Origin of the sequence: Chimaeribacter californicus (genome assembly GCF_002858675.1) — a bacterium.
Taxonomy (GTDB): Bacteria; Pseudomonadota; Gammaproteobacteria; order Enterobacterales; family Enterobacteriaceae; genus Chimaeribacter; species Chimaeribacter californicus.
Genome location: NZ_PJZF01000013.1, coordinates 79,662 through 100,378, shown reverse-complemented (window position 1 = coordinate 100,378; position 20,717 = coordinate 79,662). Strand labels below are relative to the sequence as shown.

The 20,717-nt window shown below is 58.2% G+C and carries 18 protein-coding genes and 1 riboswitch; of the genes, 8 read left to right on the top strand and 10 right to left on the bottom strand.

Going from position 1 to position 20,717, the window contains the following annotated elements:
- Window positions 1-4: 4 nt before the first annotated feature.
- The 3 genes from CYR55_RS14980 to CYR55_RS14970 all read right to left on the bottom strand — a co-directional run bounded on the left by CYR55_RS14980 (window position 5) and on the right by CYR55_RS14970 (window position 2,537).
- Window positions 5-991: a 5-oxoprolinase subunit C family protein gene (locus CYR55_RS14980; protein ID WP_101817185.1), complete on the bottom strand. Its 987-nt coding sequence runs from the start codon at window positions 989-991 to the stop codon at window positions 5-7.
- Window positions 988-1,617, bottom strand: coding sequence for a 5-oxoprolinase subunit PxpB (gene pxpB / locus CYR55_RS14975; protein WP_101817221.1), 630 nt, complete (start codon window positions 1,615-1,617; stop codon window positions 988-990). The genes CYR55_RS14980 and pxpB overlap by 4 nt, the downstream gene beginning before the upstream one ends.
- 80 nt (window positions 1,618-1,697) lie before the next feature.
- Window positions 1,698-2,537 (bottom strand): transporter substrate-binding domain-containing protein, encoded by an 840-nt coding sequence (locus CYR55_RS14970; protein WP_101817184.1) that lies wholly within the window; start codon window positions 2,535-2,537, stop codon window positions 1,698-1,700.
- Between the two features lie 274 nt (window positions 2,538-2,811).
- Between CYR55_RS14970 and CYR55_RS14965 the strand changes: the two genes are divergently transcribed.
- Window positions 2,812-3,729 (top strand): DMT family transporter, encoded by a 918-nt coding sequence (locus tag CYR55_RS14965; RefSeq protein ID WP_101817183.1) that lies wholly within the window; start codon window positions 2,812-2,814, stop codon window positions 3,727-3,729.
- 42 nt (window positions 3,730-3,771) lie between these two features.
- On the opposite strand, the gene uca is transcribed toward CYR55_RS14965, so the two are convergent.
- From uca to CYR55_RS14930, 7 genes are all read right to left on the bottom strand, one after another.
- Window positions 3,772-7,377, bottom strand: coding sequence for an urea carboxylase (uca, locus tag CYR55_RS14960; RefSeq protein WP_101817182.1), 3,606 nt, complete (start codon window positions 7,375-7,377; stop codon window positions 3,772-3,774).
- A 177-nt stretch (window positions 7,378-7,554) separates the two neighbouring features.
- Window positions 7,555-8,190: an urea amidolyase associated protein UAAP2 gene (locus tag CYR55_RS14955; RefSeq protein WP_101817181.1), complete on the bottom strand. Its 636-nt coding sequence runs from the start codon at window positions 8,188-8,190 to the stop codon at window positions 7,555-7,557.
- A gap of 12 nt (window positions 8,191-8,202) precedes the next feature.
- Window positions 8,203-8,931: an urea amidolyase associated protein UAAP1 gene (locus CYR55_RS14950; protein WP_101817180.1), complete on the bottom strand. Its 729-nt coding sequence runs from the start codon at window positions 8,929-8,931 to the stop codon at window positions 8,203-8,205.
- 3 nt (window positions 8,932-8,934) lie between these two features.
- Window positions 8,935-9,714: an ATP-binding cassette domain-containing protein gene (locus tag CYR55_RS14945; protein ID WP_101817179.1), complete on the bottom strand. Its 780-nt coding sequence runs from the start codon at window positions 9,712-9,714 to the stop codon at window positions 8,935-8,937.
- Entirely contained in the window at window positions 9,711-10,526 is an 816-nt protein-coding gene (locus CYR55_RS14940; RefSeq protein ID WP_101817178.1) for an ABC transporter permease, read from the bottom strand. The genes CYR55_RS14945 and CYR55_RS14940 overlap by 4 nt, the downstream gene beginning before the upstream one ends.
- 24 nt (window positions 10,527-10,550) lie before the next feature.
- The gene (locus CYR55_RS14935; RefSeq protein WP_101817177.1) at window positions 10,551-11,609 is read right to left on the bottom strand and encodes a putative urea ABC transporter substrate-binding protein; all 1,059 of its coding nucleotides are present in this window, start codon (window positions 11,607-11,609) and stop codon (window positions 10,551-10,553) included.
- A 57-nt stretch (window positions 11,610-11,666) separates the two neighbouring features.
- Window positions 11,667-11,766, bottom strand: a riboswitch (guanidine-I (ykkC/yxkD leader).
- 224 nt (window positions 11,767-11,990) lie between these two features.
- The gene (locus CYR55_RS14930) at window positions 11,991-12,752 is read right to left on the bottom strand and encodes a DeoR/GlpR family DNA-binding transcription regulator (RefSeq protein ID WP_101817175.1); all 762 of its coding nucleotides are present in this window, start codon (window positions 12,750-12,752) and stop codon (window positions 11,991-11,993) included.
- 186 nt (window positions 12,753-12,938) lie between these two features.
- Here CYR55_RS14930 and CYR55_RS14925 point away from each other — a divergent pair, with 186 nt between their 5' ends.
- From CYR55_RS14925 to CYR55_RS14895, 7 genes are all read left to right on the top strand, one after another.
- A complete protein-coding gene (locus CYR55_RS14925) occupies window positions 12,939-13,958 on the top strand; it encodes an SIS domain-containing protein (RefSeq protein WP_101817172.1) in 1,020 nt (339 codons plus the stop codon).
- Window positions 13,955-14,887, top strand: a complete 933-nt coding sequence (locus tag CYR55_RS14920; RefSeq protein ID WP_101817170.1) for an ROK family protein — start codon at window positions 13,955-13,957, stop codon at window positions 14,885-14,887. The genes CYR55_RS14925 and CYR55_RS14920 overlap by 4 nt, the downstream gene beginning before the upstream one ends.
- 84 nt (window positions 14,888-14,971) lie before the next feature.
- A complete protein-coding gene (locus tag CYR55_RS14915) occupies window positions 14,972-16,213 on the top strand; it encodes an extracellular solute-binding protein (protein ID WP_101817167.1) in 1,242 nt (413 codons plus the stop codon).
- A gap of 9 nt (window positions 16,214-16,222) precedes the next feature.
- Complete coding sequence (locus CYR55_RS14910; RefSeq protein WP_101817165.1) at window positions 16,223-17,131, top strand: carbohydrate ABC transporter permease; 909 nt, start codon at window positions 16,223-16,225, stop codon at window positions 17,129-17,131.
- Complete coding sequence (locus CYR55_RS14905; RefSeq protein WP_101817163.1) at window positions 17,121-17,960, top strand: carbohydrate ABC transporter permease; 840 nt, start codon at window positions 17,121-17,123, stop codon at window positions 17,958-17,960. Before CYR55_RS14910 ends, CYR55_RS14905 begins: the two co-directional genes overlap by 11 nt.
- Window positions 17,961-17,985: 25 nt before the next feature.
- The gene (locus CYR55_RS14900; protein WP_101817220.1) at window positions 17,986-19,065 is read left to right on the top strand and encodes an ABC transporter ATP-binding protein; all 1,080 of its coding nucleotides are present in this window, start codon (window positions 17,986-17,988) and stop codon (window positions 19,063-19,065) included.
- Window positions 19,066-19,608: 543 nt separating this feature from the next.
- Window positions 19,609-20,700, top strand: coding sequence for an ABC transporter ATP-binding protein (locus CYR55_RS14895; protein WP_101817161.1), 1,092 nt, complete (start codon window positions 19,609-19,611; stop codon window positions 20,698-20,700).
- Window positions 20,701-20,717 lie beyond the last annotated feature (17 nt).

Below are 20,717 nucleotides of genomic sequence, written 5' to 3'. Positions count from 1 at the left end.
CCTGTTAAAAATTGGCTACAGATGAGAACAGTGAGACGCTGTCACGCACGGTTGCAATCCAGTGGTCAATCGCCTGGCGAGCGGCAATCGCGCCCTGCGCGTCACTCCTGACCAGCTGAATTGACTGGCCGGGTTGCACCTGGCCCAGCCGCCACAAATCCTCTTCGATAACACAGGCGATCTTCGGGTAACCGCCTGCGGTATTGGCATCACTGAGTTGAATAATCGGCTCCCCGGCGGGCGGCACCTGCACAATGCCCGGGATCAGGCCATAGGAGCGCATCTCCACCGTTTTCGCCGGGAAGATCGGCGCACCGGCCAGACGGTAGCCGGTGCGGTTACTCTGCCGGGAGACCTGCCAGGGCTGTTGCCAGAAGCGTCCGGCATCAGCGGCAAACAGCGGATACTCTCCCGACGGAATGGCACGGACGGTGACCAGCCCAGCGCTGTTGCGTGTAAATGCCTGAGGCATCGCCTGCTCCGGCGGTTCAATACCGATGCCGCCGGGCGACAGCGGCGGCGCGGTGGCGATGCCGGTGGCAAGCCGGTCTCCGCGCTGTAACGGACGCCCATCAAACCCGCCGAAGCTGCCGCGCAGTGCGGTACTGCGCGAGCCCAGCACCGGCGGCACATCAATACCGCCTGCCACGCACAGGTAGCCGCGCGCGCCGTGGCGCGGGTAACGCATCTCCAGCACCTGGCCCCGTTTTACCGCACAGCCCCACCATGCCGGCAGTTCAACGCCGTCCAGCCGGGCGCGGCAGTCGGCACCGGTAAGGGATATGGAGGTATCGGCCGCAAACCGCACGCGGAACGGGAACATCTGCACTTCAATCGCGGCGGCATTTTCATCGTTGCCCAGCAGGATATTGCCGGCACGCAGCGCCAGCGGGTCCATGACCCCGCTCACTGATACCCCCAGGTGGCGAAAGGCGGGACGCCCCAAATCCTGGACGGTATTCAGGGCCGCGCTCTGTTCAATCTCAATCACAGCTCAATCCTCTCCGGCACGAAGCGAACCCTGTCACCCGGTGCCATCAGCGCCGGGCTGTCAGCCCAGGGATCAAATACCGTAATCTCGGCATAACCGATTGCATTCCAGCCATTCGGCCCGGTCAGCACCGAGACACCCGCCTGTGGCCCGCCAATGGTGACGGTGCCTTTTAGCATATGTAACGACGGCACTTGTTTACGTGGCGTGGCAAGCAACGGGTCAAGGCCATGGAGATAGCCAAATCCCGGTGCGCTGCCGAGCGCGCATACCGTGTACGCCCCCTGATAATGGCGGCGGACCACTTCCTGCGCGCTGAAGCCGGTATGGCGGCATACGGCCTCCAGGTCGCAGGCGTGCTCACCGCCGTAGCAGACCGGGATGTCAATCAGCTTGCCTTGCGCCTCCACGGCCTGCGCCTGCTGCCACAGCTGATGCAGGCGATATTCAATGGCATCAGGATCGGCCGGTGTGGTGCGCAATAACACCAACAGGTTGGTGACGCCCGGGATCAGCGACTCCACGTCATCATAGTGTGACAGCGCCCGCGCCAGCGACCAGATGCGGCGCTGCGCGTGCAGGTCAAACGCGCCGGTGGTTTCTGCCAGCCAGGCGCGGCTGCCCATGGTGGAGAGCCGGATGCCCTCCTTGTCGTGTACAGGCAACACGGTGAGGGCGCGGGAATCCGCGCGTGACAGCACCATGATTATTCCAGCGGTTCAAAGTTCAGGCTGGCGAGCGGTTGCACGCGCTCCTCACGCACCATGCGGTATTCGGTGTCCGGCCCGATCCAGGTTGCCCAGATTTTGTCGATGGTGCCGTTATCATCCATCGCTTTCAGGCTGGTATTGACGCTGGCCAGCAGAGCCGGTTCATCACGCTTCATGCCGATGCCAATCGGCTCCAGCGCCATCGGCTCTTTGACCATCGCCAGGGCGACCCCCCCTTTTTTCGCCTGGTTGATCATTTTTATGGCGGTCATGGTGTTGGTGACGAAGCCCACGGCTTTGTTCTGCTCCAACGCCAGGAAGGCGGATGCGGAATCCTGGAAGGTTACCGCTTTGCCGCCCTTGAGGTGGATGGACTGCTCAGAGGTGGTGCCTTTGGTGGCACTGATGCGCTTCCCTTTGAAATCTGCCAGAGTTTTATCCGCGTTCGGTTGTTTCACCAGCAGCATCTCTTTCGCCACATAGTACGGGTCGCTGAACTGAATCTGTTTACCGCGTGTTTTGGTGTACGCCAGGTTGGCGATCAGCACATCCGCCCGCCCGGTGGCGATTACCGCGATACGCGCTTCGACGGAGGTGGGCATCAGCGTGGTTTTCACCCCCATCTGCCGGCCCAGCGCGTGGCACAAATCGACATCCATGCCCACCAGCTGGCGGGTTTGGGGGTCGGGTGAGGAGAACGGCGGCACGTCAGAGTAGACGGCACATTTCAATTCCCCGCGTGCTTTCACCTCAGAGAGTAAATCCGCCTGTGCCGATGAGAAGGCCAGCAGGGCGGGCAAGGCCAGCGCAAGAGACGAGTATTTCTTGATTGTCATTCTGAATTCCCCATGAGTATCGGTCTGCCGCAGCGGCGGTGGTGAGTGTTTACCTAAACGCGGTATCAGGCGGTTTTCTGACTATAACGACGTCGCTTTTTTACCGGTAAGAGGGAAACCGTGTCGGGAGATAGGGGATTTATATGACCGGCGGTGATAAGCAAAAACTATCCGGGCAGAACGAAATTATCTTAACCCTGACACGCGGCTGCGCCATAAGGTACCCCGGTAAAGCGCGCCCGCTGCGCCCCCCGGTAAACCTGCAGGTAAAAGAATGAATGCCAGAATAGGGATTTCACTAAAAATACTCTCGGCCCTCTGTGCAACACTTATGCTGGCCTGTGTCAAAGGGTTGCAGGGGGCTATCCCCACCGGTGAGGTGATTTTCTTCCGATCCTTTGTCGCCCTGATGCCCTTGCTCATCTGGCTGAAGATTCAGGGCAACATGATGGAGAGCCTTAAAACAAAAAATATCGGCGGCCATTTAATCCGGGGCTTTTCCGGCACCGGCGGCATGTATTTTAACTATATGGCGCTGGTTTATCTTTCTCTGGCCGATGCCACCGCCATCAGTTACGCCGCCCCGTTATTTACCGTGATCATGGCGGCCCTGTTGTTGAAAGAGACTGTGCGCATCTCCCGCTGGCTGGCGGTGGTGGTGGGTTTTTCGGGGATTATCATCATGCTTTCCGCGAATTTGACCGCCGGCAGCGCTTTATTTGCCGCCCAGGGTGCCGGCGCAGGTGCGGGCCTGGGCGCGCTGTTTGCCCTGGTCGCCGCGCTGTGTTCAGCGACCTCGAATGTGCAGATCCGCTTCCTTAACGGCATTGAAAAGCCCGGCGCGATCGTTTTTTATTTTTCGCTGATGACCATGATGATTGGGCTGTTTACCCTCTGTTTTGGCTGGGTGATGCCGACGCCCTTACAGTTGTTGCTGTTAATGGGCTGTGGATTTTTTGGCGGTATGGCACAAATCCTGATTACCCTCAGCCTGCGTTACACTGATGCCTCGCTGCTCGCGCCGTTCGACTACACCACGCTGGTGTGGTCGATGGTGATTGGCTACCTGTTCCTTGACAGCTTGCCCGGCCCGTCCACCCTGGCAGGGGCGTCCATTGTGGCGCTGGCGGGCATCTTTGCCGTCTGGAGCGAGCAGCGCCAGCGACGGGCGCAGGTGATGCGCTCGTCGTGACGCCAATGCGCCGGGTGCCCCGGCGCCCCGACGTGGCTGTCCTCAGATCTTCTCCCCGGTGATCACCATCACACGCTGCCCGGCGCGGACAGGCGCACCTGGCTGGATACCGATCTGCTGGACAATGCCGTCACAGGGGGCGGTGAGCGGGATCTCCATTTTCATGGACTCGAGGATCATGAGCACCTCACCGGCACGGACTTTACGGCCCGGCAGCACCTGTACCTGCCATACGTTGCCGGAGACAGGGCTTTCCACACCCAGCTGGCCGGCGGCCAGCGGTACTTCCTCCTCCGGCTCAGCCTGCACCTCCTGACTGTCAAAATGCGCCTGCCCGCTGGCTATCCACCGTTCGCGTTCGGCGTTGAATGCCTTCTGCTGACCGTCCCGGAAGGCCGCAATACTGTCGGCTTCACGTGAGAGGAACTGCTGATAATCCGACAGGCAAAGGGTGCTGTGCTCAATACGCAGCGGATAACGCCCGAGCGGGAAATCACGGCGGATCGCCAGCAGCTCCTCGGCCGACACCGGATAAAAACGCAGCTGGTCAAAGAAGCGCAACAGCCAGGGTTTGCCCGCAAAATCCGCAACCTCGTGATAACGGTTCCACATCTGAAGCGTACGGCCGACAAACTGGTAGCCGCCCGGCCCCTCCATGCCATAAACGCAAAGATACGCTCCGCCAATGCCCACCGAGTTTTCTGCCGTCCAGGTGCGTGCCGGGTTGTATTTGGTTGTCACCAGCCGGTGGCGTGGATCCAGGGGCGTGGCCACCGGTGCGCCCAGGTAAACATCCCCCAGCCCCAGCACCAGATAGCTGGCATCAAATACCGTGTTCCAGACAGCCTGCTCATCGGGCAAATCGTTTATGCGGCGGATAAACTCGAGGTTACTTGGGCACCAGGGCGCATCCCGCCGCACGGTGGTCATGTATTTTTCGATGGCGGTACGGCAGGCGGGGTCGTCCCATGACAGCGGCAAATGCACAATGCGTGTGGGCACCTGCAAATCGTCGGTCATGCAGACCGTTTCCCACTGCCGGAAAATCTCATCAAGTAACGTGCTCAGCGGCCGTGTCTCGGGCTGATAATGCACCTGGAGGGAACGGATGCCGGGCGTGATGTCGATGATGCCCTCAAGCGAGGCCGCTTCCAGCGCCTGCATCAGGGCGTGAATACGAAAACGCAGCACCAGATCCAGTTCAGCCTCGCCCGCTTCAAGCAGGACATGCGTATCCCCGGAGAGCCGGGCAATAAGGCGTTTATCGGCCTCACCCTGCGTCATGATGATGGGGGAGACCAGCGGTGCCGGCTGCCACGGTGTCTCAACTGCTGTTAATGACGCCAGCTCTTCCCGACGGCCTTTGGCCAGCTGGCGTGCCGTGGTGAGATCCACCGGGACAAAGCGCACCTTATCACCGGCGTTAAGCTGGCCGAGTTGCCAGAGATCGGCCTCAATCACCGTCACCGGGCAGACAAACCCGCCCAGGCTGGGGCCGTCCGGCCCGAGGATCACCGGCATATCCCCGGTAAAATCCACGGCACCGACCGCGTAAGGATTATCATGGATGTTTGAAGGGTGCAGGCCCGCCTCGCCGCCGCTCTCACGCGCCCAGACCGGTTTGGGGCCAATCAGCCGCACGCCCGTCCGGCTGGAGTTGAAATGCACTTCCCAGTCGGTGGCAAAGAACGTCTTTATATACTCTTCAGCGAAGAATTCAGGCGCGCCGTGCGGCCCGTAAATAACCCTGAGGGTGCGCACGGCAGGCAGCGGGGGGTACAGTGCCGGGGAAAGCGCGGCGCCTGGCTGGCCGTCCCCCGCGTCTGACAGGTGCAGCACATCACCGCTGCGCAATGCCCGCCCGGCATGCCCGCCAAACTGGCCCAGCGTAAAGGTACTTTTGCTGCCGAGATACCCGGGCACCTTAATGCCGCCGTGCAGGCAGAGATAACTTCTGACGCCCGCGCCCTCCACCGCACCGATGTGTAACGTCCCGCCTGCCGGGATCGCGAAGACACGGTGCATGGCGACCCGTTCCCCGTCCAGCGAAGCCGCCACCGGTGCCCCGCTGATCACCGCCAGGGTGCGGGTATTGAACTTCAGCACGGGGCCGGTGAGCGTGATTTCCAGCGCCACCTCCCCTTCCGGGTTGCCCAGCAGCCGGTTGCCCAAACGCAATGCGCGATCGTCCATCGGCCCCGAGGGCGGCACCCCCACCGCCCAATATCCCAGCCGCCCTGGGTAGTCCTGCAGGGTGGTTTGCGTCCCCGCCGACAGCACCTCCACCGTTAAGGCCCGATAGCTCAGCTGCTCCAGGCAGCGTGTCCAGGCAATGCCCTCACTGAAAGGCGCATAGGCGAGGATCTGCTGCAGATACTGGCGGTTGGTTTCCACACCATATAACCGGGTGCCGGCCAGTGCCGCGGACAGGCCTTCAATCGCCGCGTCGCGGCTTGGGTGCCAGGCGATGATTTTCGCGAGCATGGGGTCGAAAAAGGGGGGAACCTCACAACCGGCTTCAATCCAGCGATCAACGCGTAACGTTTTGCCGTCAGCATCCGGGAAGGCCACCTCGGTGAGCAGGCCGGGTGAAGGCTGAAAGTTGCGGCCCGGGTCTTCCGCGTAAAGGCGCGCCTGTATCGCATGGCCATGAGGCGTCAACCCGTTGAAAAGCGTATCAAGCGGCGGTAAGGCATTCGCGGCCAGTTCAATCATCCAGCGAACCAGATCAACACCCCAGACCTGCTCCGTGACGCCATGCTCAACCTGCAGGCGGGTGTTCACTTCCAGAAAATAAAACGTCTCTGCCGCGCTGTCGTAAACAAACTCGACGGTGCCGGCACTGCGATAATTTACCGCCTTGCCGAGCGCGATGGCGGCGTCACACAGCGCTTCTGCCATGCCCTCAGGCAGATTGGGCGCAGGCGTTTCCTCGATGACTTTCTGATTCCGGCGCTGAACCGAACAGTCACGCACACCCAGTGCGATCACCGCCCCGTTGCCGTCCCCAAAAATTTGCACTTCAAGATGGCGGGCGCGGGAAATGTATTTTTCCAGGAATACGCCGTCATCACTGAAGTTATTCTGGCCCAGGCGTTGTACGGCGGCAAAAGCCTCCGTCAGTTCTGCGGCGTTATGGCATACCCGCATCCCGATACCCCCACCGCCGGCGGTACTTTTGAGCATAACCGGATAGCCTACGGTTTCTGCTGCGAGGCAGGCTTCACGGCTGTCAGCCAGAAGACCGGTGCCTTCCAGCATCGGCACGCCCTGGTTTTTAGCCAGCGCACGGGCGGTGTGCTTGAGGCCAAAGGTGCGTAACTGCGCAGGCGTGGGGCCAATAAATACCAGGCCCGCCGCTTCACAGGCTTCGGCAAAGGCGGCATTTTCCGAGAGGAAGCCATAACCCGGGTGGATCGCCTCAGCGCCGCTGCGCTTTGCGGCCCCGATGATTTTTTCGATAACCAGATACGTCTGTGCCGCCGGCCCTTCACCGAGGCTGATAGCCTCATCGGCTTCACGCACATGCAGGCTGCTGAGATCCGCTTCGGAATAGACGGCAACGCCGGGTACCTGCATCCCGCGCAGGGTCCGGAGGATGCGGCAGGCGATCGCACCGCGGTTGGCAATAAGAAGTTTGCTGAACATGGAGCGCACTCATATTTTGGCGGGTCGTCCCGCAAAAATTGATTCGCCCTGAGGTCGTCCACAGGGGGGCATGAGCAAGGAAAAGTAAACCACTGCCCGGTGTTGATGCCTATATGCCGGGTACAGGCCCGCGCCCTGAAAACCGGCTAAAAAATCTTCCCCACCGTCCTGAAGGGGTCAGCCCCAGACCAGGACTTCAGCAGGGGTCGGGTTCCAGCCGTTACAGGGGTTATTGAGCTGCGGGCAGTTGGAGATCAACACAATGACGTTACCGTGCGCGAGCAATTCAACATATTTGCCCGGTGCAGAAATGCCGTCCGCAAACGTCAGGCCGCCTTCCGGCGTGACCGGCACGTTCATGAAAAAGTTAATGTTGGCGCCGATGTCGCGCTTTTGCAGCCGGCCATCATGCAGCGAGGCACAGAGAAAATTATCCCGGCAGCTGTGCATATAGCGCTTATCCTGGTCGTAGCGCACGGTATTGCTCTCCTGGGAGCAGGCACCGCCGAGCGTATCGTGCCTGCCGCAGGTATCGGCCGTGATGGTCAGCAGCGGGTTGCCGAGATTGGAGTACAACACGCTGCCGGTGGTCAGGTAGGCATTGCCCTGACGGCGCAGGGTGCGCTGCGGGTCGTAACGCTCACGCGGCTCATCAGCGTTATAGAACAGCGTATCGATCGCCTGATTCCCTTCGAGGTCATGCAGGCGTACGGTCTGGCCCTTTTTCACCTCAAACAGGTAGGGTTCCCCGGCCGGGATGGTATGGCGGAACAGGGCTTCCGCCGGATTTAACGGGCTAACGGTCAGACTCATCATGATCTCCTTTTACCTGGCCCAGAGCGCGGTATTCGCAAAAGCCCGCTGATTTTCCGGGCGGGAATGCAGCCGCTGAATGGCGGCCTGCTCATCGTCAGCCTGATACCAGCTCAGGTGAACCGGCAGGGGCGCATACTGCGTGGCGGGGTCGAGCGGGTGCGGCAACGCCGTGAGAACGATCAGGGTGTCCATCATCGCAAAGAGCTCAACATAGCTGCCGGGGCCGGAGTGGCCATGGTAAAAGGCGAAGTTGCCGCTGTCATCCACGGTCACCTTGCTGAAAAAGTTGATGACCATCAGCAAATCCTCTAGCCGCATGTCCCACTTGCCCATTTCCACCAGCAGGTTATCCGTGCCGTTACGGTAAAAATGGTTACGCTGCTCCTGATAGCGCCCTTCCCCATACTTTTCACGGGTTTCCTGCGCATTCAGCACCCCGCCAAACGGGTCGTGCCAGCCGCAGCTGTCCGCCACAATCCCGGCCAGCACGCGCCCCATGTCGGAGTAGAAGCAGTGGCCGGTGGTCAGGCGGGCGGTGTGCTGGCCTTTCAGGGTGTCCGGCAGGTTCAGGCGTTCACTTTTTTCATGGGCATTGAGCATCATCATGCTGACGTTGGCGCCGCCTTCAATGTCCGTCATGCGCAGGATCTGCCCGCGCCGTAAAATAAAGGAATAGTGGCCGCCGCCGGGAAGATGTTCTTCACGCAGAGCAGGGCCGGTATGAAGCGTGGGTTGCATGTGTTAACTCCTCAGGGAATGTAGATGGTGGTCAGCGCGGGCGGCGAGCATCTCCGACAGCCGGGTTTCATTGAGCGGAATGTCGTAGGTGATGCCCGCGCCGTACGCATTGGGTGCCTGCGGGTCGTGCCGCAGCTTGTCGAACACCAGCAGGCGGGTGCCCAGATTGAACCCTTCAGGCAGGTCGTGCGTGACCATAAATACCGTCATTTTCGTTTCGCCCCAGAGCTGTAGCAGGAGGGCATGCATATCCTTGCGGATGCCGGGATCGAGCGCGCCGAAAGGTTCGTCCAGTAACAGAACGCGCGGCTGCATCACGAAGGCCTGGGCAATCGCCAGGCGTTGCTGCATGCCGCCTGAAAGCTGCGCCGGGTAGTGGGAAAGCACATGGCTTAACCCCACTTTCTCCAGCATCCCGGCAGCCCGTTCGCGCGCCGCCCGTTTACGTTGCCCGAACAGCCGGCCGAAAAGGGGCGAAGCGGGCAGTTCAAAGCCTACTGCCACGTTGTCCAGCACGTTCAGGTGGGGAAAGACGGAATAGCGCTGGAAAACCACGCCCCGGCTCCTGTCCGGCTCCGCGTTCAGCGGGACGCCGTCGAGCAGGATTTCGCCGCGCGTCGCACGCTCCTGGCCCAGCAGCAGGCGCAGGAAGGTGGATTTCCCACAGCCGGAGGCCCCCACCATGGAGCAGAACTCCCCCGCCTGTACCTGTAAATTGATCCGCTCCAGCACAACGTGGTCGCCATACTCCTGCCAGATGTTTTTTATCGTAATAAAGCTCATTTCCGCTCCCCTTCGGCCCAGGGGAAACAGAGGTTGTGCAGCTTCCGCAGCGCAACATCCATCAGCCAGGCCAGCAGCGTGATCCAGATGACGTAAGGGATAATCACGTCCATCGCCATATACCGGCGCACGAGAAAAATGCGGTAACCGAGACCGGCCGTGGCGGATATCGCTTCTGCAGAGATAAGAAATAACCAGGCGGAACCCAGCAACAGCCGTACCGAGGTAATCAGCCGGGAGAGCAGTTGCGGCAATACGATGCGTAAAATCAGCGTCCAGCTGTTGGCACCCAGCGTCTGCGCTTTGATAAACAGCTCCTGTGGGATCTCCCGTGCCCGTTGTTCCAGATCCCGGGCCAGCATCGGCGTGATCCCAATCACGATAAGTACGATCTTGGACAGCTCATCCAGGCCGAATACGATAAACAGCATGGGCAGAATCGCCAGCGGCGGGATCATCGATACCACCGTCATCAGCGGCGACAGCGCGGCACGGTAAACCGGGAAGACGCCGGCAATAATGCCGATGCTTAATCCCAGCAACGAAGAGAGGGCCAGGCCGGCCAGCAAGCGGAGCAGGCTGGCCGCCGTGTCTGCCCATAACAGGTAGTCACCGCTGCGTCTGTCCGGCGTGAACGCCATTCTCTCTACGGCATCTGCCATCTGCGTCAGGCCCGGCAGCAATTTGTCATGCGGGTTAGCCTCAAGCCGGACGGCCGACCCAATGAACCAGGCCGCGATGATCAGCACGAAAGGCAGTAGCATCAGCATAATTTGCGCCCCCTTCCGGGGGTGCCGGTTGATATATCTCATGGCATGGGCTCCCGTGGTCATGAATTAAAGCTGACCCGCGACAGCCATCTTCAGGAAGCTGCTGTCGAACCGCAGTTTTATATTGCCCTGATCGCCCAGCGTCACATTGCCGGGGAAGGTCATGCCAATGAAGTCAGCACCCGGTGCGCCCTCGCCCAGCAAGCCTTTGTCATAGGAGAACTGAGCCACGCGCTGCATGACGTCCGGCAGATCTTTGGCCGTGATAAACGTCATCATCTCGGCCGGCGTCCAGAAAAGGTGGGTGGTCTTCAGCTGCGCCTGATAGCCCGCAAGGTCAGTGCCTGAGTCCGCTGCCATGGCACTTAACAGCCGCGTGTCACCCGCCTGCATTTTGGCCATGATTTCAAACCAGGCGCCGGTCAGGGCTTTGCCGAGTGCGGGGTTTTCTTTCAGGGTTTGGGTATTCACTACCATCATGTCAATCAGTTCGCCCGGTACCTGAGCAGAGCTGAAGACTTCCGTGGTGTCCGGCACGCTTTTGATTACCGACAACTGCGGGTTCCAGGCAACCGCGGCCCGGACGCTGCCGGTGTTAAAGGCAGAGACGATATCGGCATCGGACGTGTTGACCACCTTCACGTCCTTCTCCGCCAGCCCGGCTTTTTCCAGCCCGCGCACCAGCAGGTAGTGCGAAACCGAGAGCGCCGGTAAATACACGTTCATGCCTTTCAGGTCTGAAAGGGTTTTGCCTGCGCCCTTAAGCACCACGCCATCGTTACCCTCGGAGTAGCTGCCTGTGAGCAGCGCGGTGCTGTCGACGCCGCCGGCCGCCGGGATGGTCAGGGCGTCCATGTTGGTCATCGTGCAGCCATCAAACTGGCCGGCCGTGTACTGGTTAATGGATTCGATGTAATCGTTGAGCTGCACGATATTTATCTTGATGCCGTATTTGTCGGCCCATTTATCGATGATTTTCTCGTTGCTGAGGGTGCCCCACGGCATCCATCCGGCATAGATCGTCCAGCAGATATTGAATTCTTTTTTAGCCGCCGCTAAGGAGGGAAAACTGGTAATCAGCGCAACAGACAGGATAAAGGAACGCATTAATGATGAAGATTTCATGTTGACCTCGGTTTGGCACAAAAAAACGGGAGCAGCGCGACACCATAGGGTGCTGCTGTCTCCCGGGTTTTTGTCCCGCCGTGTAACCTCTGTGGAGGTCGCCGGCTCTCGGACCAGACATTCACCTGCGTGAACCGGAACCCTAGCCAGCTATTGGTCAATCACAAATTGTATGTTGCGCTGCTTTAAAATTATCAAGCAAAGGCCATGCCACAATTTTTTCCTTAATCAGGCGGCAAATAAGGCGTTACCGGGAGGGGGGTTTCACTAAAACGGGGAGTTAACATGGTGCACTGCATTAAAATGCGGCCTGACGGCTCCCCCGCCCGGTTGGGCGGGGGCAACCGCTGAAGGGGAAGTCACAGGCCGCCGCCGGGGAGGTTATAGCGGCACGATATGCAGCTTATCGCCATAGTGCGCACGTTGCTTAATCGGCTGGCTATTATCAGAAATAATGAGCGCAATCTCGTCTAAATCACACACGTGTGACAGGGCGCGATACCCTATTTTACTGCTGTCAGCCAGCACGACGGTTTTATCCGCTGCCCGGATCATCGCCTGTTTCACGGGAATTTCCACGGTGTTGATGTTGGTTAAACCCCGTTCATGATGAACACCTTCAGCGCCTAAAAATGCCCAGTCAACGTGCATGCTGTCGATTTTATTGAGGGTATCCTGGCCCACCAGGGTATAGACGTTATCCAGCATGACGCCGCCTGTCACATGCAGGGTAATCCCGGGGTAATGGCTGAGCGTAAACGCGGTATAAATATCATTGGTTAAGACCGTCAGATTCTTCCTGTCTTTAAGCGCCAGGGCCAGCTCAAATACGCTGGAGCCATTATCCAGAATTAAAGATTGCCCATCCTGAACCAGGCTGGCGGCATACTCGCCAATGGCGCGTTTCGCCCCACCGTTCATCTGCCGCCGCACACTGTAAGGCGTGTCTGCGTGGCTGGATGTCTCCACGGGCAACAGGCCGCCATGCGTACGCATAACGTGCCCGCTCTTCTCAAGCAGGGAGAGGTCGCGCCGGATCGTGGAGCTGTCTACCCCAAAATGGGCCGACAGCTCGGCGGCATTGAGGTATCCCTTCTCGTTAGTCATCGCAAGGATCTGTTTACGTCGCTCCGCGGCGGTCATCTGTCAACTCCATTTAATACACGAATGTGTGCATAGTATCCCTTTTTTCGCTCAAAAGTCACTAAAAGCGTGCAGCCATGCCGCGCTTATTTTCGCTGTCATAAGTTTTTTGAATGAAACCATGCATTGACTGCACAAATTCGTGCAGTGTATGTTGAAGCATATTTCATCAATCAGGAATGACCCATGTCCGTTCTTAGTGCTTATGAGAAAGATATTCTTCAGCAACCCGACGCCCTGCGCGAGCAGCTGAACTACACGCTCCCTGCTGAACTTCATGACCTGGATTTACAGCAGTATGACCGGATCATCCTGGCCGGGATGGGCTCCTCGGACTATGCGCTGATCCCGGTTGAACGGGCACTGATTGCCCGGGGTTTGCCGGTCTGGCGCATTGATGCCGGTCGCCTGCTCGATATGCCCGATTTGATCACCGCTGACAGCCTCCTGTGGGTGACTTCGCAATCGGGCATGAGCGGGGAGGTGGTAAAACTGCTCGATATCATCACCACACCGCGCACGCTGATTGCCGTGACCAATGATATCAACAGCATACTGGCTAAGCGGGCCGATATTCTGGTGGAGTTGCGCAGTGGCGATGAAGCGACGGTCAGCGCCAAAAGTTACCTCAATACGCTGGTTGCCGCCTATCGCATCCTGGCCATTTTGTCCGGTGAGCGCGATCAACCCCTGGTGGATAAACTGGCGTCACATCTCACACCCATCGCTGAGTGGCTGGCACACCCACCGCTCATCAAGCCGGTTGCTGACGGCTTCTTCCTTCGTACCCAACCCAAATTAACGATGATTGGTATCGGTGCCGATGCAGCCACCGCGATGACCGGGGCGTTGATTACCAAGGAGTCCTCAAAAGTCAGTGCGGAAGGGTTTATTGGCGGCGAGTTCCGGCATGGCCCGATGGAGACCTCCGGCGAACAGATGACGGCGTTGCTGTTTGGTGACGGCAGCGAGCCGACGTTAATTCAGTTGGCAGAAGATTTGCAACGTAACGGCACGCAGGTCATTTCCGTTGGCCCCCACGCTTACGCCGGTAGTGAACTGCTGCCGACGCCTGACGATGATGAGCTGGTGCGGTTACTCTACGCCATGCTGTATGTCCAGCAACTGACCGTTGTGTTGGCCAGGGGTAACGGCATGGTGCCGGGAGAGTTTCTTTTCGGCAAAAAAATCACGGTAACCCTATGACTACGCCAGTTCGCCTGCTGCGCGCCGGCATTGATATGGGGGGCACCGGCACCCGGCTTATTCTGCTGGAGGGGCTGCGTGAAGTGGCTGGCCTGACGCTGCCTACGGCATCGTTTGAGGCGTTACCCAAAACCCAACGCAGCGGTGAGCTGGTAAACCGGTTACAGCAACTTTGCCCGGCGGATGGGCAGATCGTGTCGCTGGGGATTGGCGCAAGCGGGCCGGTTAATAACCGCAGCGGCGTGATTGAAAATGATGACACGCTCGCCTGTTTCTCTTTTTTCCCCTTACTCGACGAGATGCAGCAGCGCCTCAATGTGCCCGCAGCCATTGATAACGATGCGGTGGTCGCGGCATTAGGGGAGTATCACGCCGGTGCTGGGGTGGGGAGCAAGCGCATGTTGATGGTCACGCTCGGTACCGGCATCGGCGTTGCACTGCTGGACAACGGGCACCCCTTCCGTACCGCTGATGACCGCCATCCTGAAGCGGGGCATATCCCGGTGTCAGGCAACGGGCAGCGTTGTTACTGCGGCGTGACGGGTTGCTGGGAACAGGAGGCATCACGCAGCTGGCTGCAAGAGGCGTTGCGGCAGGTGATGCCGGCGCTCGACTGGCCCCAGCTGACGGTTGAGGTATTGAAAGAAAAATCGGCAACGGAGCCGCGCATCGCCGCGCTGTTGCACGAGTATGGCGAACGCGTCGGCCGCGGGCTGTCTACCCTGCTGACGCTCTATGGGCCCGATCTCACGGTATTAAGCGGAAGTGCCGCTGCGCTGTTACCGCTGTTTAGCCACGGCTTAGACGCCGCCCTGCAAAGGGCACCCGGCTACCGCCTGCCGGAAAACATTATGTCGTCTTCCCTCGGCGATGTGGCGGGCGCACTGGGCGCGGCGTTACTGCCGACGATCAGGCTTCCTCATCCGTAACCTTTATTGCACGTCATCGTGCGGCCAGGGCTGATGAAGTTCCTCTTCACCGGCCACTACTTCACCTGTATTTGGAGAGTCAGAATGAAAAGACGCGTCACCCTGCAGTTCAGCGGATGTCTGGCCGCACTGCTGATTTCCGGCTATGCCAGCGCCAAAACGGAGCTCAGCGCACTCTTTATGTCACAGTCTGCGTACAGTGAGAGCGATATCCGCGCGATGACCGCTGATTACGAGAAGCAGCACCCAGACGTGCACATAAACCTGGAATTTGTGCCTTACGAGGCACTGCACGACAAGATTGTTGCCGCCCGGGGCGCGGGGAGCCATGGCTATGATGTGGTGTTATTCGATGATATGTGGCCGGCAGAATTCAGCCGCTTCAATATGTTGAAAGATGTCTCTGCAGACTTTACGCCGGAGATTAAGAGCAAAATATTCACCGGGGCGCTCAATACGGTGACCTGGAAAGACAAACAGTACGGGATGCCGTGGATCCTTGATACCAAATATCTTTATTACAACAAAGCCATGCTGGCAAAAGCGGGTATTACCACACCGCCCACCAGCTGGGCGCAGGTGATAGAAGACTCGGCGATCCTGAAGCAGAAAGGCATTGTTAAGTACCCCCTTGTCTGGAGCTGGTCACAGGCGGAAGCGTTGATTTGTGATTACACGACCATGGTTTCTGCGTTTAAGGGCGGGTTTTATCAGGATGGCAAGCTGACCTTTACCTCGCCGGGCGCACTGAAAGCCGTGACCTTTATGAAAGCGTCGCTGGATAAAGGGGTGACCAACCCTAACTCCAATGAGTATCTGGAAGAGGATGTCCGCAAGGTGTTCTCCAACGGCGATGCCGCCTTTGCCCTTAACTGGACCTATATGTACAACCTTGCCAACGATCCTAAACAGAGCAAGGTCGCCGGTGACATCGGCATTATGCCGGCACCCGGCGAATCACCGGGGGACGTGGCCTCCATGAACGGCTCCATGGGCCTGGGCGTAACGCAGGCCAGCGCCCACCCTGAGCAAGCCTGGAATTATATTACCTATCTGACCTCACAACCCGTCCAGAATAACTATGCCCGCCTGAGCTTGCCTATCTGGAAATCATCCTATCAGGATCCGGCGGTGCGCCAGGGCCAGGAAGCCTTGATTGATGCGGCAGACAAGGCGCTCAACGTGATGTTGATGCGCCCGATTATTCCCGCTTACTCACAGCTGTCGAATATGCTGCAACAGCGTCTCCAGCAGATCCTGATGGGGCAGACAACGCCGGAAGCGGGGATGCAGGAAATGACAAAAAGCGCGGCACGCCTGCGGTAAGGAAAGTTCATGCTCAGTTTGCAACAACGTGAGCATCGTCAGGCATGGGTGCTGCTGGCACCCATGCTGGTGATGATGTTTCTGCTTACCGGCTGGCCATTGCTCCGCACGATATGGCTCAGCTTTACGGATGCCGCGCTGATCGCCGGCGCTGAAAGTGTCAACCCGGTCGGCATCGATAACTATCTTTTCGCCCTGACCGATCCCGATTTCCTGGCCTCGGTGGGCAGGACGTTATATTTCACCGTGGTGTCGGTACTGATTGAAGGCGTCATCGGGGTGTTGGTCGCGCTGCTGCTCAACCAGCGGTTTTATGGCCGCAATATCCTGCGCGTGCTGGTGATCCTGCCGTGGGCGCTGCCGACCATCGTCAATGCGATGATGTGGCGGCTCAATTTCAACCCCGATTACGGCAGTATCAATGCGCTGCTGACGCAGCTGGGGATACTGGATCATTACCGCAGCTGGCTGGGTACGCCCGACTCTGCGCTCAACGCGGTCATGCTGGCGGATATCTGGAAGAACTATCCCTTGATCACCTTGCTGGTGCTGGCGGCGATGCAATCCATTCCCGAAGACCTTTATGAGGCGGCCCGGCTTGATGGGGCCTCCCCGATGCGGCGATTCCGGGCAATCACCCTGCCCGCGATTGCCGGGCCGCTCAGTGTGGCCCTGGTGTTACGCACCATCGACGCCTTTAAAGTGTTCGACATCATTTATGTCATGACGCGCGGCGGCCCGGTGGACAGCACCAAGACGCTGAGTTTCTTCGTCTATCAGGAGTCATTCAGTTATTTGCGTGCGGGCAGCGGGGCGGCGTACGCCATCCTGATGACGCTGATGTGCAGCGTGCTGATCGCCCTTTACATGTTGATGCTGCTGCGTCAACGCCAGCGGAGTAACGCCAGTGAAACGTAACATTCACACTGTTTTGCGCTATGCGGCCGCGTTATTCATTGCGCTCACTATCCTTGCACCGATGGCCTGGCTGTTTTTAATGAGCGTCAGCTCAACCGCTGACCTGACCCGCATCCCCCTCAGGTGGCTGCCGCAGCACTGGGATTTTTCCCGCTATGTCAGCCTGTTATCCCTGGCACCCGGTCAGCCGGGCCAGCTGTTCTTAAAGGCTTTGCTCAACAGTTTGCTGGTGGCCTGTGGTGCAACCGCGGTGTCGCTGCTGCTGGCGGTGCCTGCGGCGTTCAGTTTTTCCCGTTATCGCGGCCGCGATGGCTGGTTGTTCACCTGTCTGGCGATTTACATGGTGCCGCCGGTCGCCTTCGTGCTCCCGCTCTACTTTGTGTTGCAACAGCTGAACCTGCTTAACACCCATATCGGCCTGATTCTGGTGTATTGCTCGCTGATACTCCCGTTCCTGACCTGGATGTTGAAGAACCAGTTTGACACCTTGCCGCAGGACATAGAGCAGGCGGCACGGCTGGATGGCCTGCGTTTCTGGCAGGTGTTGCTGCGCATCACCCTGCCGCTGGCGAAACCCGTGCTGGGCGCGTCGGCCCTGTTCGGCTGGCTGATGGCCTGGGACGAGTTTTTCTATGCCCTGTTGTATACCAGCAATATCACGGCACAAACGCTGCCGGTGACCATTGCCGGATTCACCGCCGGGCGAGCCACGGATGATGGGTTGATTGCGGCAGTGGGGATCCTGGCTTCATTACCGCCGCTCCTCATCGCCATCTGGTTACAAAAATCGTTGGTCAGTGGGCTGGCCAGCGGCGGCAGCAAAGGTTAGCGCGACATTTTGGGGAACAATGATTATGGCAAGAGTTGAACTGGTAAAAGTTTCACGCCGTTATGGCAAAAATGTGGTGTTGCAGCCGCTCGATCTGACCATCCCTGACGGGAGCTTTACGGTGCTCGTTGGCCCGTCCGGCTGCGGGAAGTCCACCCTGCTCAGGTTGCTGGCAGGGTTAGACAGCGTCACTGACGGGGCCATTCTGATGGATAACCAGCAGATCAACGATCGCGATCCTGCCGACCGTGATATCGCCATGGTATTCCAAAGTTACGCGCTCTACCCCCACCTCACCGTGGCCGAAAACCTGGCATTTCATATGCAGGCCAAAAAAATTAAGCGCGAGGAGCAACAAAGCAAAATCACGCGTATTGCGGGCATTCTCGGGATAGATAAATTGCTGGGCCGTTATCCCCGCGCGTTATCCGGCGGCCAGCGTCAGCGCGTGGCGATGGGCCGGGCCATGGTGAGAAACCCTAAGGTTTTCCTGTTCGATGAGCCGCTTTCTAACCTGGATGCGCAATTGCGCATGGAGTTGCGGGCGGAGATCAAATCCCTTCACCAGCGGTTCAAAACGACCATGGTGTACGTTACCCATGACCAGGTGGAAGCGATGACCCTGGCCGACCAGATTGTGGTGATGCGCGAAGGGGTGATTGTTCAACAGGGCAGTCCGTTAGAGATTTACGATCGCCCTGTCGATACCTTCGTCGCCCGTTTTATTGGCTCTCCCCCGATGAACCTGCTCGAAGGCACGCTGACGGAGCAGAACGGCATCCGGAGCGTGGTGATTGGCGGGTATTGTTTACCGCTGCCGGAGGCGTGGCATGACGCCGCTGCACGTCAGGGAAATAAGTCCGTGTCAGTGGGCATCCGCCCTCACCATTTTGCTCTGGCCGATGCGCCCGCCTTACAGACCACGGTGAAAATTGTTGAGATAACCGGTGAATCCAGCTTACTGCATCTTGACTGGCAGGGCTTGCCGTTGCATGTGCAGTTCGCCGGGCGTATTACGGCTCAGCCGGGCGATCCCCTGGCATTAGCCATTGATGTCACGCATTTGCATCTGTTTGATAAAGAGAGCGGCAAGCGGCTGTCGTAACTGCCGGATGCACTGCTTATTAACGCCGCCGGGCATTATAAATAGAGTGTAACCACTATTATAAGTAAGTATTATAATCAAGTTTCATCACGTTATTAACTCTCCTTATCACGTGACAGGGCTGCACTACATTGACAGAGCTGCACTATGTTGACATGACTGCACTATGTTGACATGCCCTGCATCATCAAAGAACGCATATTGCCTTTTTTTAGTGCGCACGTTTATTTATCGCGATTAATCAGAGGGGGAATATAATCCCCCTGAATCACATATATTTTAAAATATGCCCTATTTTAATACGCAAAAATCACCCATCCTTTTGAAAAACCACCGTAAATCATTGGATAGATTTTTCCGAGGGTCAGAGAATATATTTAATTGTTGCAAGCGCCAATGTTGCGCATGCATAGTGAATTCAGGGAAAAAACAATAGTTAACCCAAAATTAAAATTCAGGATTGGGTGTAAGGATAATTATAAGTAGTCAGTTTCATTCGCAAGTAATAAATACATTTTTCATCACCTGCGCCAGGAGTGCTAAATGCCTTATTTCTCTCATAAGGATGAAACCCATTCATCTGCCGTTGTGCCTGAAATAAAAATGCGCACCGAAGGGTTAATGAAAAAATATGGTGCAACCACGGCCTTACACCCGGTCGATCTTAACGTGCATACCGGTGAACTATTGACGCTGCTGGGGCCTTCAGGTTCCGGTAAAACCACGCTGTTGCAATTGATCTGCGGATTAACAGAGCCGGGCGGGGGTGAACTGTTCATTGATGGCATTAATAAAACCTGGGCCCCTACCCACCAGCGTGATATTGGCGTGGTGTTCCAGAACTACGCACTTTTTCCTCACCTCACCGTGGAAGAAAACATCGCGTTCCCGCTGCAGATGCGCCGGGTTAATGCAGCGGAAATCCGTACGCAAGTGGCCCGCGCGCTGGACATGGTCGGGCTTGCCGGCTTCGGGCACCGTTTCCCGCGTGAACTCTCGGGCGGGCAACAACAGCGGGTCGCCCTGGCGCGCTGCCTGGTGTATCAGCCCTCGCTGATTTTGATGGATGAATCCCTTTCGGCGCTGGATCGCCAGCTGCGCGAGAACATGCAGGTGGAGATCAAACGCATCCACCGCGAAACCGGTGCCACCATCATTTTTGTGACGCACGATCAGGAAGAGGCGCTGGCGCTTTCCGACCGTGTCTGCCTGATGAACGCCGGGCGTATTGAGCAAATTGGTACCCCGGTTGAGATCTACGAAAGCCCCCGCACCGCCTTTGTCGCCGATTTCATCGGCATCTCGAATAAGCTCAGCGGCCAGATTACCGCCGGCGGCCACCTGATGTGCCCGGACGGACAACTGCCGCTGCCTGCGCCGCCCACCGGGCGTGATCATCAGCATGCGGTTATGGTGATCCGCCCGGAGCATATCGAACTCACCGAGCACAGCGGCTACCTGCATGGCGAAGTGGTAGAGACGATTTATGTCGGCTCGGAAACCCGTTTGCTCATCAAACTTGCCAGCGGAGCCTTAATGACGGCGCGGCAAAGCACCGGTAACACACCGCGGCAGTTAGGTGAGCGCGTGTTCCTGCACTGGCAGCCCTCACATGCCCGCCTTATCCCTGGCTAACCCCTGCAATACCAGCA

Coding starts and splice junctions, on each gene's coding strand:
- CYR55_RS14935 (WP_101817177.1), bottom strand. CDS start 11,609: ATGAAATCTTCATCATTAATGCGTTCCTTTATCCTGTCTGTTGCGCTG.
- CYR55_RS14915 (WP_101817167.1), top strand. CDS start 14,972: ATGAAAAGACGCGTCACCCTGCAGTTCAGCGGATGTCTGGCCGCACTG.
- CYR55_RS14900 (WP_101817220.1), top strand. CDS start 17,986: ATGGCAAGAGTTGAACTGGTAAAAGTTTCACGCCGTTATGGCAAAAAT.
- CYR55_RS14965 (WP_101817183.1), top strand. CDS start 2,812: ATGAATGCCAGAATAGGGATTTCACTAAAAATACTCTCGGCCCTCTGT.
- pxpB (WP_101817221.1), bottom strand. CDS start 1,617: ATGGGCAGCCGCGCCTGGCTGGCAGAAACCACCGGCGCGTTTGACCTG.
- uca (WP_101817182.1), bottom strand. CDS start 7,377: ATGTTCAGCAAACTTCTTATTGCCAACCGCGGTGCGATCGCCTGCCGC.
- CYR55_RS14895 (WP_101817161.1), top strand. CDS start 19,609: ATGCCTTATTTCTCTCATAAGGATGAAACCCATTCATCTGCCGTTGTG.
- CYR55_RS14940 (WP_101817178.1), bottom strand. CDS start 10,526: ATGAGATATATCAACCGGCACCCCCGGAAGGGGGCGCAAATTATGCTG.
- CYR55_RS14910 (WP_101817165.1), top strand. CDS start 16,223: ATGCTCAGTTTGCAACAACGTGAGCATCGTCAGGCATGGGTGCTGCTG.
- CYR55_RS14925 (WP_101817172.1), top strand. CDS start 12,939: ATGTCCGTTCTTAGTGCTTATGAGAAAGATATTCTTCAGCAACCCGAC.
- CYR55_RS14930 (WP_101817175.1), bottom strand. CDS start 12,752: ATGACCGCCGCGGAGCGACGTAAACAGATCCTTGCGATGACTAACGAG.
- CYR55_RS14920 (WP_101817170.1), top strand. CDS start 13,955: ATGACTACGCCAGTTCGCCTGCTGCGCGCCGGCATTGATATGGGGGGC.
- CYR55_RS14970 (WP_101817184.1), bottom strand. CDS start 2,537: ATGACAATCAAGAAATACTCGTCTCTTGCGCTGGCCTTGCCCGCCCTG.
- CYR55_RS14945 (WP_101817179.1), bottom strand. CDS start 9,714: ATGAGCTTTATTACGATAAAAAACATCTGGCAGGAGTATGGCGACCAC.
- CYR55_RS14950 (WP_101817180.1), bottom strand. CDS start 8,931: ATGCAACCCACGCTTCATACCGGCCCTGCTCTGCGTGAAGAACATCTT.
- CYR55_RS14955 (WP_101817181.1), bottom strand. CDS start 8,190: ATGAGTCTGACCGTTAGCCCGTTAAATCCGGCGGAAGCCCTGTTCCGC.